Annotated in this window: 9 protein-coding genes and 5 pseudogenes; 6 read left to right on the top strand and 8 right to left on the bottom strand. The window is 58.7% G+C overall.

Going from position 1 to position 13142, the window contains the following annotated elements; all coding sequences use genetic code 11:
• The 3 genes from NKI95_RS33220 to NKI95_RS33210 all read left to right on the top strand — a co-directional run.
• Window positions 1-300 (top strand): hypothetical protein (locus NKI95_RS33220; protein WP_352722064.1); only part of this gene is annotated, 300 nt, incomplete at its 5' end.
• Between the two features lie 25 nt (window positions 301-325).
• The gene (locus NKI95_RS33215; RefSeq protein WP_352722063.1) at window positions 326-1006 is read left to right on the top strand and encodes a carbon-nitrogen hydrolase family protein; all 681 of its coding nucleotides are present in this window, start codon (window positions 326-328) and stop codon (window positions 1004-1006) included.
• A complete protein-coding gene (locus NKI95_RS33210; RefSeq protein WP_352722066.1) occupies window positions 943-1704 on the top strand; it encodes a carbon-nitrogen hydrolase family protein in 762 nt (253 codons plus the stop codon). The genes NKI95_RS33215 and NKI95_RS33210 overlap by 64 nt, the downstream gene beginning before the upstream one ends.
• A 323-nt stretch (window positions 1705-2027) precedes the next feature.
• On the opposite strand, the pseudogene NKI95_RS33205 reads toward NKI95_RS33210, so the two are convergent.
• From NKI95_RS33205 to NKI95_RS33175, 7 genes and pseudogenes are all read right to left on the bottom strand, one after another.
• A pseudogene (locus NKI95_RS33205) lies at window positions 2028-2658 on the bottom strand (3-oxoacid CoA-transferase subunit B).
• A pseudogene (locus tag NKI95_RS33200) lies at window positions 2658-3366 on the bottom strand (CoA transferase subunit A). The pseudogenes NKI95_RS33205 and NKI95_RS33200 overlap by 1 nt, the downstream one beginning before the upstream one ends.
• 527 nt (window positions 3367-3893) lie before the next feature.
• Window positions 3894-4679: a crotonase/enoyl-CoA hydratase family protein gene (locus tag NKI95_RS33195; protein WP_352722061.1), complete on the bottom strand. Its 786-nt coding sequence runs from the start codon at window positions 4677-4679 to the stop codon at window positions 3894-3896.
• Window positions 4676-5536 (bottom strand): hydroxymethylglutaryl-CoA lyase, encoded by an 861-nt coding sequence (locus NKI95_RS33190; protein ID WP_352722059.1) that lies wholly within the window; start codon window positions 5534-5536, stop codon window positions 4676-4678. Before NKI95_RS33190 ends, NKI95_RS33195 begins: the two co-directional genes overlap by 4 nt.
• A 428-nt stretch (window positions 5537-5964) precedes the next feature.
• Complete coding sequence (locus tag NKI95_RS33185; RefSeq protein WP_352722058.1) at window positions 5965-8094, bottom strand: acetate--CoA ligase family protein; 2130 nt, start codon at window positions 8092-8094, stop codon at window positions 5965-5967.
• Window positions 8095-8097: 3 nt separating this feature from the next.
• Window positions 8098-8871 (bottom strand): enoyl-CoA hydratase/isomerase family protein, encoded by a 774-nt coding sequence (locus NKI95_RS33180; RefSeq protein ID WP_352722056.1) that lies wholly within the window; start codon window positions 8869-8871, stop codon window positions 8098-8100.
• Window positions 8872-9047: 176 nt separating this feature from the next.
• The gene (locus NKI95_RS33175) at window positions 9048-9218 is read right to left on the bottom strand and encodes a hypothetical protein (protein WP_352722054.1); all 171 of its coding nucleotides are present in this window, start codon (window positions 9216-9218) and stop codon (window positions 9048-9050) included.
• Window positions 9219-9536: 318 nt separating this feature from the next.
• Here NKI95_RS33175 and NKI95_RS33170 point away from each other — a divergent pair.
• Window positions 9537-10217: pseudogene (locus NKI95_RS33170) on the top strand (IS110 family transposase); the annotation flags it as partial.
• A gap of 221 nt (window positions 10218-10438) precedes the next feature.
• Here NKI95_RS33170 and NKI95_RS33165 read toward each other — a convergent pair.
• Window positions 10439-10861 (bottom strand): annotated as a pseudogene (locus NKI95_RS33165) (IS701 family transposase); the annotation flags it as partial.
• A gap of 230 nt (window positions 10862-11091) precedes the next feature.
• Between NKI95_RS33165 and NKI95_RS33160 the strand changes: the two are divergent.
• Window positions 11092-11867, top strand: a pseudogene (locus NKI95_RS33160) (Mu transposase domain-containing protein); the annotation flags it as partial.
• A gap of 694 nt (window positions 11868-12561) precedes the next feature.
• On the top strand, window positions 12562-12897 hold the full coding sequence (locus NKI95_RS33155) for a LysR family transcriptional regulator (RefSeq protein ID WP_352722053.1): 336 nt from the start codon (window positions 12562-12564) through the stop codon (window positions 12895-12897).
• Window positions 12898-13142: the final 245 nt, after the last annotated feature.

The following is a 13142-nucleotide window of genomic DNA, read 5'->3' as shown; positions in this document are numbered from 1 at the left end:
GGCCGCGGCGGTATACCCACCCAAATCCGCGATCGCGACAAACGCCCGCAAATGCCTGAGGGTGATATTGTTGCTCATTCGCGATCAATCTATGCCAAAGAAATGTTGGACGCAATGCTGCTGCGGGAGGGGCCAGCATTCCGATCATCAGACCATCCCACCTGCGGTCGGACGCGAGAAGATGCATTCGGAAAAGTCGTCGGGGATAAGGAGATCTGCATGGCCTGCGGTTTGAGGCATCAACTTTATGCGAGATCGTGGGTGTTAGCAACAACACCAAGCGCGACACTGTTTTGGTGATGGCCCGCTATCGGCGTTGGGTCAAATGGGCTGGCCCATCGTGCGCGCCGAAACGCTGATTTTGATGGAAGTTCTCGACGGAATCGTAACACAGCCTCGTCGACGGGCCGAGTGGTCGGCTACGGCCGTCCCTACACCGCCAACATGGCGGACAGGGCGTAACAAACGGCAAAAGATGATTGCGCAAAGCCGTAAGCCGGAACTCCGCCTGCTCGCCTATCAGATTTTCATCCCGCCAACCCGCAATTCCGTAGAGCGCTACAGGCATTTGGCAGTCTCGCAGCGACTGTCTTGCGAGACGGAGCCCATCGATCTCGTCGTCCTGCCCGAACTGTCGAGCATCGAATACTCTCGCGAGGCCTTCGACGCCTTGGGCGTTTTGGCAGAGCCGTTTGACGGGCCGAGCTTTATGACCTGGCGCGCCGTGGCGCAGCGTTTCGGCGTAACGATCGCATACGGCCTTCCTGTCTTCAACGAGGCCCTCCTCCAGATCACTCAGGTGGTCGTTGGTCCGAACGGAGAGCGTCGCGGCGCCTATGCAAAGCTCCACACCGCCCAGTTCGGCGCTTCGATGGAAAAAGAATTCTTCAGCAGCGGCGACCATATTTTAGTCTTTAACGTGGCGGGTTTCGGGTCGCACCGATCATTTGCTACGATCTTCGAATACCGGAGCTTAGCCGCACACTGTGCCTCGACTATGGCGTAGACTTACTACTCCATAGTGGCGCGTATTTCAGGGATTTGACCTACTATAGCTGGCGCCATTTTGCGATAACGCGTGCGCTCGAAAACCAGGTTTATGTGCTGAGCCTTAACCGGGCAGGCCAGGATTTTGGGGGTTCGATATTCTGCGCACCCTGGATCGACCAAACCCAGCCACCGCATTACTTCGGCGACGTCGAACCCATTGAGACGTTGACGGTGACCCGGTCCGCGATCGCAGCGGGGCGCCAGACCTACCCTTCCTCGCCGACCGGTTGGCCGACTACTCCAACCTTCCTTTGCAGGTTGGATGAGAACCAGCCTGCAGCTCAAGGTATTGAGGGCTTCCGCCAGAGATTCTCTCCCCAAGGGGTTTGCAATCCTACATTGCACAAGTCGCGGCCACCTGCTAGCAGAAGTGGATCGAGGCCGGTGGCCGCTATACTCGCGCAGATGGCCGAGCACTCGCCACGCTCTATCGGAGCTTCACCAGTTCGCCTATGCCGTCCTATCGTGGGGGGTTCTCGATTGTCTCGCGCAGCTCGATCGGGACACCAGCGCGCTGCGGAAGGGCGGATCGGCGAGAGCTCTTCAGCTCACCTCAGACGAGCAGGCCCTCCTTATTGGATGGCGCCTCATCGCTTCTCGGGAGGAAGAAATCCGCATCAGCACGTCGGCTCAGGCGCCTTTCTGATAGCTTAACAGGCGAGGTCGACGGACGGGCAACGCCAGTTCGGTTCATCTAAAGTTGAAGCCGCCGCGCCCATCGTGAGTTTTGCCGATGCGGGGAGTACCTCTAAAATGCCGAATTGCACCGCGACTTTTATTCCGGTTCAGTCAGCTCTGGCAGTTGCACGTCAACGGATCAAACCGGGCCAACTTCCGTTTGACGCCTTTGGCTTAGTCCGGCATCGCCGCGAGCTGAACACAAGCGCGAAGAATGCCAGCTCATGCCAGTCGGCATCGAGACCAGCGCATAAGTGCGCCTCGAAAGGACTATCGGGGTTGCGTCATTGAAAGGGTCATCAGGCTGCTTGCTTTTCGTTCAGGGCAACCTTGAATTCCGCTTCGGTCTTCGCCTTGATCTCATCGACCGTCGCGCCGTCGGCGAGCTCAATCAGGGTAACGCCGGTGCCGCCCTTCTTGTCGATGCTGAAGACACCGAGGTCTGTGACGACCAGGTCGACCACACCAGCGCCTGTCAGCGGTAATCTGCAGGCCCTCGAGCAACTTCGGCTCTTCCGAACCGTCGCACCTGCCACCAGGTCCATTGCGCCGCCCATACCTGTCACAATTTTGCCGGGGTCATCCAGTTGGCAAGATCGCCGTTCTCCGCGACCTGCATGGCGCCGAGGATCGATAATCGATGTGGCCGCCGCGGATCATCCCGAATGAGTCTGCCGAGGAGAAGTACCTCGTCGTCGGGAGCTCGGTGATCGTCTGCTTGCCCGCATTGATCTGGTCGGCATCCTCCTCGCCCTCGTACGGAAACGGACCCATGCCGAGCATGCCGTTCTCCGACTGCAGCTGCACGCGGATGCCATTCGGGATGTAGTTCGACACCAGCGTCGGAATGCCGAGGCCGAGGTACACGTAGTAGCCGTCGCGCAGCTCCTGGGCGGCGCGCACCGCCATCTGTTCACGAGTCCAGGCCATCAGAGGATCTCCTCGCGCTTGCGGGTAGTGCGCTGTTCGATGTGTTTGACCGGGCTGTGCGCATGCATGATGCGCTTCACGAAGATGCCCGGTGTCTGGATGCCATCCGGATCGATCTCGCCGGCCTGTACCAGGTGCTCGACCTCGGCAATTGTCATCCGTGAGGCGGTCGCCATCATCGAGTTGAAGTTGCGGGCAGTCTTGCGGTAGACAAGATTGCCCTCGGCGTCGCCCTTGAACGCGTGGACAATCGCGATCTCGGCGAACAGGCCGGTCTCCATGAGATACTTTTCGCCGTTGAACTCGCGCACCTCCTTGCCATCGGCGATCAGAGTGCCGATGCCGGTCTTGGTGTAGAAGGCCGGAATACCCGCGCCGCCAGCGCGTATCCGCTCGGCGAGCGTACCCTGCGGGATGAACTCCAGCTCCAGTTCCCCCGACAGGTATTGCTGGGCGAAAGTCTTGTTCTCGCCCACATAGAACGAGATCATCCTCCTGATCTGGCGCGTCTCCAGCAGCCGGCCGAGGCCGACGCCGTCGACGCCTGCATTGTTGGAGATGAAGGTGAGACCTTTCGCCCTCGAATCACGGATCGCCTCGATGAGGGTTTCCGGGATACCGCACAAACCACCCCCCGGCCATGATGGTCATGCCATCCTTCACGAGACCAGCCAGCGCGGATCCAGCGTCGCTGTAAACTTTGTCCATTTCATCCTCTCTGAAAGGCTTAGCATTTGACCACTCTCGTGCCGCGCTCGAAAAGGCTGTAGGATGCTAAGATGATCCCTTCATGCCTTCGCCTCGCAGCGACGCCCGGCGCGTCGCTCCCCAAGCCGAAGCCCTGTACCCGTTTGAACCCGGCCACGCGGTCGGACAACCGGAGCCGGCTACCTGGAAAACGTACCGCCACCCGATGCTTCGAAATCTACTCGCCGCCTCTTGGCCGCAGTGATGCGGTCAAACCGTTTCGAGCGTGAGCTCCAACGACAAGGGATGCTGGTGTAGTCAAAGCGACATCGCCTTAAGTGCACGACCAATCCCGTGTTCGGCTAAGGGATCGAGTATGCTGGATTGGACTGTGCATTCTCGGGACATTGTCGCCAAGCGGTGCGGGTTTGTTTTAGAGTCAGTGATTTGATGCGCCTAAAACCGCTCACGAAATTCGCCGGTCGGTGCTAGCAATTCGTCGATCTTGCCTGTTCGAGGTTCGAGCGACGAACGACTTCTGGCCAACCTCACGCCTGCCAGCGCGGTCTGCGGCGATCGAAGAAGGCCTTGATTCCTTCAGCGGCATCGGTTGTTTCCCACGCATCAGCCAGAAAAGCGACTGTTTCGCCAATGATCGTGTCGTCGATTGTCGGCCCAAGTCGACGTGCGAGCGCCTTGGCGGCGGCGACCGCCTGCGGCGAAGCCGAGCGATAGGGCCGGACTTCGGCATGGACCGCCGCGTCCAGGTCATCCTGTGGAACGGCGCGCGAAATCAGCCTAAGCTCGCAGGCTTCGTTGGCGTCGAATATTCTGGCTGACATGAACACCCGCCGCGCGTGGGCCTCTCCCATCCGAGCCAGCACATAAGGAAAAATCGTCGCGGGGATGAGGCCGAGCCGGACCTCAGTGAAGCCGAATCTTGCGGTGTCGACGGCGACCGCGACATCACAGACGCTCATCAGGCCGAGACCGCCGCCGAATGCCTGACCGTTGATACGGCCGATCAGGGGCTTGGGCAGCTCGTTGAGCGCGCGAAGCGCCAGCGCTAGCTTACTGGCCCCGGCAATTCGCTCGTCACGCGCGGTGGAGGCCTGTGCGCGCATCCAGGCGAGATCGGCACCGGCACAGAAGCTCTCACCCTCACCCGTCAGTACCACCGCGCGCACCGCGTTGTCATTGGCGAGCAGTCTGGCAGCGCTCGCGAGTTCCAAGATCATCTGTTCCGAGATGGCGTTGTGCTTGTCTGGGCGTGAGAGCGTCAGGCTAGCGACGCCAAACTCCTCCGTCGTGACGCGGATGGTCTCGAAGTTCATGGCCGTTCCTCTCTCAAGCCGCGTGCGAAGCGGGCCGCCTCATCCAGTCGCTCGATATCGAGGCCCGTTTCATAACCCCTCCCGGCGAGCATGGCGGCCACGGCCAGCGTGTCGACATTGCCTTTAGCGCCTGGCGCGAACGGGCAGCCGCCAAGTCCACCGACCGCCCCGTCAAAGGTACGCAGGTTTCTTTCCAGACTCACCAGGATATTATCGAGCGCCCGCCCTCTCGTGTCGTGGTAATGACCGGCAAGATTTTCGGGCGGGACCTCCTTCAGCACGGCATCGAGCATGGCCCCGATGGTTACAGGCGTGCCGTGACCCATCGTTTCGCCTAGGCAAATTTCATAGCAACCCATTGTAGAAAGTTCAGCCGCAACCCTCGCGACGTTTTCAGGCTGTGTTCGGCCTTCGTAAGGGCAGTCGGTGACGCAGGAAACATAGCCTCGCACCGGAATGCCATCTGCGGCGGCCGAAGCCAGTACTGGACGAAAACGCTCGAGGCTTTCGGCAATCGAGCAATTAATATTTCTGCGGCTGAAGGTTTCGGAGGCCGACGCAAAGACGGCGACCTCATCAGCCTTTGCCGCCTTCGCCGCCTCGTAGCCTTTCAGGTTGGGAACCAAGACAGCGTAGACAATGCCGCGCGCACGCCGAATGCCCGCCATGACCTTCGTCGCATCGGCCATTTGCGGCACCCATTTCGGCGAGACAAAAGAGGTCGCTTCGATCCTTTGTAAGCCGCAATCCGACAACATGTCGACGAGCCGCATCTTGTCGGCGGTCGGCACGAGGCGCTTCTCGTTTTGCAGACCGTCGCGCGGCCCCATCTCGAAGATGCCGACGAATTCGCCCATCGGGTCAGGCCTTCCGCCGGGGACACGCAAGCGGAGAGCGGTGGCGCTTGCGGCTGACGGACCAAGCCCACAAACAGTTAGATAATGTGATACCACCTGGCAAGCATACACTCCGTGCTTTAAGCGAACCGCCATCCATTCGGTGCTTCATATACCCGACAGGCGCGCCAATGAGGTTGATCCAGTGATAAGGACTAACGCGATGAATGTAGCCAGCATCATGATCGAAAAGGCATCTTTGCAAGTTCAAAGGAACGCTTTCCCGCTGGGGTTGCCCCCTCATATTCTCTCACTCGAGAGGAACTCTTCGTACTCACCCAGAAGGCCATGTCGCCTTTGGTAGGTTGGGTCCGCCTTTGTCATAGGAGCAACTTCCGGACAGGAGGTCCGGAAGCTTTTTCGCCGTTAAGCTTACGCATGCAACAAGTTTAACCCAGCTTATTTCCGACAAGCCGCACATCGACCGGGTAGATACCGCCTTCGGTGGCGATGATTGGATTGATGTCGAGTTCCGCAAGATTCTCCATGCTCATTATTGCGTTGGACACGGACGAGATGAAGTTGGCTAGGGATCGCTTGTCGACTTTCGGATAATTCCTGAAACCGTCGAGGAGCTTCGCGACACGCGTCTCGTTGATCATGTCCAAAGCCTCCAAAGGGGAAAGCGGTGCAGCGCGAAAGGTCACGTCCTTGACCGCCTCGACCAGCACGCCCCCGGAACCGAACACGATCACCGGGCCGAAGACCGGATCGTTGGTGGCACCTACGAATAATTCTACGCCGTTATTCACCATAGGCGCGACGATGAAACCGAAGTCGGTCACCGGAGGTACCTGGGACGCCATAGCCTCTGTGATGCCGACTGCGGCAGAGCGTGCAGATTCTCGAGTTACACCGAGATGCACGCCACCCACGTCAGATTTGTGTACCACCACAGACGAGTCCAGCTTGACCGCACAAGGCGTGGCAAATTTGGAGATGGCCGCTTCTACCGACTGAGCATCGCTTGCAGCCGACCATTTCCCGGTATGGACCCCGAGGTCCTGCAATATCTCTCGGGCTGTCGTCTCCGCTGACAGCCCGCTGGGAACGGAAACGCGTTTGCCCTTGGATGTTACCCCCTGGTCACGGAAGTTTTTCTTGGAAAGCCAGTTCGCCCTTTCAAACAATGCCCTGGTGCCAGCGACAGCCCAATCCAGCGACGGGAAAACCTGGATCCCGCCTTCTCTTAAGATGTCGTCGCTCTTAAGCATGCGGGTCGCATAGCAGTTATGAAATATCAGTGGAACACTGGTGGTTTTTTTGAAAGCAACGATCTGCTCCGCGGCTAGATTTTCACCCTCGAGGAGGGTCTGGTTGAATCTAATATGGTAACCGCCGAACATTCCAATTGTTAAAACAAGCCCTACGTGTGGATCCGATGCCAGAATTTCGATGCATTTAGGGAAAACGTCTGGTAGGGCATCGATGGCGCTGTAAACGTCAATCGGATTTCCGACGGTTGCCTCCTCACCAATCACCTTTCGCAATTTGGCCTTGGTGCCCTCCGACAGCGACGCTAGGGGCACCCCAGCACGGGATAGTGCATCCACGGCAAGTGTAGCGTGACCACCGCCATCAGTTAAAACCGCTACCCCTGTTTGCATGTTTGGAAGAGAGGCGGTCGCAAGAAGCGCAGCAATTGGCAGAAGTTCGTCGGATCGATCAACTAATATAACGCCCTGTTGAGGCAACACCCTCGACGCGATCTCATCCGACCCGGCAATCGAACCTGTGTGGGAAAGCGCCGCCTTTCCACCTTCGATGGATCGCGCTCCTCGGAGCATCACAATCGGACAGTTTTGACTGACTCGCCCGGCCGCCTCGACGAAGCGCCGCCCGTTGGTGAAGCCCTCGTTGTAAATAGCAATCGATCGGGTGCTTTCACGCTGTCCAAGCTCTTCAATCAGTTCGTCGTATCCGACGTCAGCCTGGTTCCCGAGTCCGAAGATGACATCGAAACCCGGGCCGTTAATCGAGCGGTTATCCTCCAGTAGCGTCAGGATCATGCCGCCACTTTGCGTGACGACGCTAATGGGCCCCGTTGGTGGCAGTTCAGGCAAGCCAATTAGATCCGCTTGCGCTGTGCAATTCAGCATCCCCGATGTGTTCGGCCCAATGATTCGAACACCGCTCGTCGCCAGGGCTTGACGCAATCTTTCTTCCGTCGCAGAGCCCTTGTCGCCCCACTCTCCAAATCCATGCGCGACGACCACCGCGCCCGCGATGCCTTTTTTGCCGCATTGAATAAGGATATCAGGCACTTCTTCCGCTGGTCGAATGATCACTGCCAAATCGACGCCGTTAGGAAGTAAAGCGATGTCACTGCAGACGTCCAATCCGAGAATCGTCCCTCCCCTTGGATTAACCGGCAAGATGGGATGACTGTAGCCAGCCTTTTGAAGGGCGTTGATCATATGATAGCCGCGCTTATCCGGGTTCGCTGAAGCGCCGATGATCGCGACGGAACGCGGCTCGACTATGCGGCTCACCGCAGATGCTTTGGTGTGGGCATTCATTTTCTATTTTCCCTCAAAACGTGGCGAGCGGCGCTCCGCGAAGGCGGCGACGCCTTCTGCCCAATCTTTGGTTTCCATCATCGCCAAGACGCCATCGGTCTCTGTTTGGAAAACAGTTTCGGCGCTTAGTTGAACATTGATCGCGGCCTTAAGGCGCGCCATTGGTATTGGAGCATTTTTGACGATGCGCTCCACCAACGCGGATGTGCGCTCCTGCAGCTGATCCGCTGGTGGAGTCTCTGTTGCTAAGCCTATCTCCAGGCATTTCGCACCGGATATCCTGTCGCCCAGCATCAAAAGATTCGAAGCGTGTCTTAACCCGATCAACCGGGGAAGTCGGAGCGTCACGCCCCCCCCCACGTAAGTGCCGATGGCGAGTTCGGGAAACCCGAGCTGGGCATCTTCGGCAATGATAAGAAAATCAGCTGAGGTTGCGATTTCGGCCCCTCCGCCAACAGCGTAGCCGTGCACCACGGCAACGACAGGCTTACTCATCGTTTGAATCCGTTCGCACACGCGCTGGCCGAGCATGATATAGGCCTCGCGATCTTCCCGCGTTCGAACACCGGACTTATGGGCCTTCATATCGGCACCCGCGCAGAACGCCCGGCCGTTTCCGGAAATAACCACGCATCGGACACTGGGATCCTCGGCGGCCCGATTCAGTGCGTCTAGCGTTTGTTGATACAGGGCTTCGTTGACGGCATTTAGCCGTTCAGGGCGGTTGAAGATGATGTGAAACGCTTGGTAGTCTTGCTTCGTAACGATTTCGCTCATGGATGATCTCTTGAAACGCTGCTTCTCGAAAGTTGGCCGAATTATTATTACGCGTCCAACATTTTTTTGGCATAGATTGATCGCAATTTGGCAACAATGTCGCTCTTTGGTTGCGGTTAGGGCGCGAGGCCGGGCTCTGTGAGCTCCGTGGACGGACGCTCCGCCAGAACGACGCGCTACGTTCGCTCGGCGGGCATCACCCGCAAAGCCGCCCGCACGCCAAGAGGGCGTTTTTCCGTCTTGCCGGGTTTGGGAATGTAGACCCGCCGAATGCCACTGCTGTCGCCGGCGGGCCGGCTCGGATTCCCGGCTTGCTGCCAGGCGGCGATCAGGCTCAGGTCGGCCAAGAAGGGCGCCACCCGCGAACTTGAAAATATGACGTGTAGCTTGAACCACCTATTTGACCCAACATGTCAAACAGCGGAACTGGCGCCTACGCTATTTCGTTCCGTTCGGAATTGGGAAGCCATGCCTCGCGCCTTGTCGTAACATGTCCATGAGAATCTCTGCGGCTGGAGGACGTGTTGTCTGCGGATCGTAGACAAGGCAGATCTCGCGTTCGACTAGATGCCGTAGGGCCGGCCTTCGCGAGCATAGCTAGGTTGGGTGGCTGTCCCTCAGAATGATGATGTTGAAACGGAGTCCGAACGATTGGCTCCAGCATCATGAGAGGAGCAGCCACGGAACGCTATGTGGGAATCGATGTCTCTCTGGAAGGGAGCAGCGTGTGCATTGTTGACGCGACCGGAACGATCGTGCGCGAGGTCAAGATCGCCAGCGAGCCGGAGGCACTGGTCCGCTATTTCGACGAACTGGAATTGTCTGTCATCCGCATTGGGCTCGAGGCTGGGCCATTATCGCAGTAGCTCCTTGCCGGGCTTGTGGTCGCCGGACGCGATGCGGTTTTGCTCGAGACACGGCACGTGAAGGCGGCGCTCTCGGCGATGCCGGTGAAGACCGACCGGAAAGATGCACGCGGGATATAGCCCAACTGCTACGGATGGGATGGTACCGCCCGGTTCATGCCAAATCGGTGACTTGTAAGGATAGCCGAGCCCTTCTTGTGGACGCAAGCTTTTGCAAGGCAAGCTTCTCGACATTGAACTGAGCATCCGCGGGATCTTGCGCGGCTATGGGCTGAAGGTCGGAGAGGTCAGTCGTGGAAAGTTTGAGGCGCGCATCCGGGAACTGACAGCAGGGCACGTCACTCTGGAGACGGTGATTCGTGCGATGCTGGGGGCGCGGACGGCGTTGTGGTGCGAGTTCACCAAGCTCGATCGCGAGATGCTGAAGGTCGCGCGCGCTGAAAAGTCTGCCGGAGATTGATGAGCACACCTGGCGTCGGTGCAACAACTTCATAATGCCCGCTATCAGTCGGGCGAGACGATTATCCGTTACCGATTTCATCCCGTTACGGGGACGCGGTTGTTGTTGCCCGACGCAATCGCCATGGTGACGAGGTCGCTCTGATCATCCGCCAGCCTGACGGCAACGTTGGTGCAGTTGCCAATCTGGATGACGGAAGATCGGGCGGAAGCGATGATGTTGACGGAGCGTCCCCGTCTTAGGCGACCGGCAGGCTCGCCTGGCCGGTGGCAACAGACAGACTGACCGCGACCTGGTAGTTGTCCTGTTTGCCGAGTTGGCTGCAATACTGCCGCGCAACCCCCACCGAATGCTTCCCCTTCTTGGGAAAGCCGGTGTCGTCGACGATCCAGGCGCGGGTCGGCCCCTGACGCTCAAGCGCCGCCAGAACCTGCACCCGCACGAGGCCAAGCACGGCATCGTCCGACCAGTCCGCTTTCGCCACGAAGTGATGCAGAGACTGGTGCGCCGCCTGGACACGCCCAGACTCTACCCGTGCCGCCATCGGCTCGACGCTCTTGCGCTCGCCCGGCAAAAGCAGCCCGGTGCAATAAGCCTTCAGCGGCGCCACCCGGTCAGCATGCCCCAATGCCGAGGCGAGCGTCTCGACATAGGCCGCAAGACGCGGACTTCACAAAGGACCCCGCGATCATCGCACGGCGTGAACAGGCGCTTGCCGGAATGCCCGCAACCAAGGTCGAGAGCCAGGCCGTCAAAGTCAATCTGACGCTCACAGAGAGCGACAGGCATCGTATAGCGGATGTCCTCGCAGTGCTGGAACGAGTTCCCAATCAACCGGAAGGCTAACCAACGACGGAAGCCGGCTTTTAGCTCGAAGAGGGCCACGCAGCTCTCAAAGGAAAAGCCGAAGGCGCGGTGTTAATCGTCGAGCGCTGGATCCTCGCCCGGCTCAGGAACCGCACCTTCTTCTCGCTTGCCGCTCTCAACACGGCGATTGCCGAATTGCTCGAGGATCTGAACAACCGGCCGATGCGCCATGTCGGGAGAAGCCCCGCGAACTGTTCGAGCAGATCGAGCGGGCCGCCTTGGAGCCCCTGCCGACCACACCATTCGAATATGCGGAATGGAAGCCAGCAAAGGTCCATCCCGACTACCATATCGAAGTCGACAAGACCTTCTACTCGGTGCCGCATCGGCTGATCGGATGCACCCTCCAAGTCGGCTCACCCACCGGGCGGTCGAGATCTTCCACGATCACCAGCGTGTCGCCAGCCATGTCCGACGCTCCCAGCGCTCCGGCCACGTCACGGTCAAGGACCATATGCCCAAGGCAAATCAGCGTTACGCCAACACCACGCCGGCCAATCTGATCGGTCGGGCGACCCTGATCGGCCCCAACGCCGCCATCCTGGTCGAACGCATGATGCGCGAACAGGCCGCATCCGGAACAGGGATACCGCTCGGCCATGGGGATTTTGTCACTGGCGCCGCGCTATGGATCGCAGCGCCTCGATGCGGCCTGTAAGCGGGCGCTCACCATGAATGCCATCGCCTATTCCTCCGTCGCCTCCATTCTCAAAACCGGCCTCGACCGGCAGCAACCGCAGGCTGAACAAGCGGCGAAAACAGCGCCCGCCAATCGCGTCCGAAAACACCGAAGCTTGACCTGAAACAAAACCCAACCCAAACATCAACGAGACCCAGGATCAGACCGAAAACTGGCCGGCTTCAAGGTTGCGTCCCACCGCGTGGTGTAGGTCGGCGGCAAAGCCGATCGTCTCGCGCAAGATATCGGCGTCGGGGATCTTCTCTACGAGCGTGCGCAGGTCATCATGTCGCTGGTCATCGGTGGTTCCCTCGAATCAGGTTGTGTCAGCAACCCAACCCTACCGAAGAACATCGATGACCGCCGCTACGCCGCCGCTCGCTACAGCGCTGTTGAGGGCGCGCTCGCGAGCGGGCTTCGCTACCGCCGACCTACAACACGCCCCATGCGCAGGTTCAAAGAAATCGGAAGAAGACCAGATGGCGTGCTGACCACCCCGAAGATAAATTACGATGAATCTCTGCGCGTGTCTCTCTGCAAATCTTCTTGGGTCGAATCTGGACAACAATGTCGGAAACATCACAAAATACCACGAGAGCTGGGCTATCGGTGTAGCGGACTACTGCATCTCAAAAGGTGCGCCGATTCGGCATGCAACTTGCTTTGATGACATGTCGCAGAGGACGTCCAGAGCGTCTTGAGAAGTCAAGCCGCAACTGAGCAGCCTATTCACTTTCGCGTGCGTCAGTAGCGTTCCCTGATCGACCAGAGGACGCCAGCTTCTTGGTTCGCGACTGCCGATCTGATTGGAGTGTTCAATGGTTCATCGCTTTTATGATCTCCCGTCCCTGACCGCCCTCGAAGCCTTTGAGGCCTTAGCGCGCCACCTCTCGTTTGAACTTGCGGCTTCCGAGCTAAACATGACGTCGGAAGAGATCAGCCGGCACATCAAAGCCCTTGAGGACAAGCTTGCAGTTCCACTTTTTGTAGAGCTTGGAACCGGCGCCATGCTCACCAACGCCGGGGAAGACCTCTACAGGGTTATGGCGCGCAGTTTTTCTAGGGCGGCCGATGTGGTCAGGACCATTAAGCACGGCGATGTTTCCGGAAGGGCGCGATTGCCCGCACCGACGCGTTCGCATCGATGTGGCTAGCGCCAAAGTAGTGCTAGCACTACTTTGGCAGTTTTTTAGTTCTGGGAGCGTTTTGAGGATTCCCAAGAGCGGTTTTGCGTGATTCATGAGAGGTCGGCTGTTGGAGGGGCCGGCCACGAACAGGGATTGGCAACTCGATCTGGAGCGGTGGCTTGAGCCATTCGTCTCGGCGTTGAGGCACAAGACGCGTGCGCGGATGTGTCCGGCCTATATTGCTGGGCTGATTGGCCTTGGGGATCGCAAGA

Source organism: Mesorhizobium sp. M0306, from assembly GCF_040321655.1.
Classification (GTDB): domain Bacteria; phylum Pseudomonadota; class Alphaproteobacteria; order Rhizobiales; family Rhizobiaceae; genus Mesorhizobium.
The sequence above is the reverse complement of the archived record's forward strand: the minus strand, read 5'-3'. Positions and strand labels throughout refer to the sequence as shown.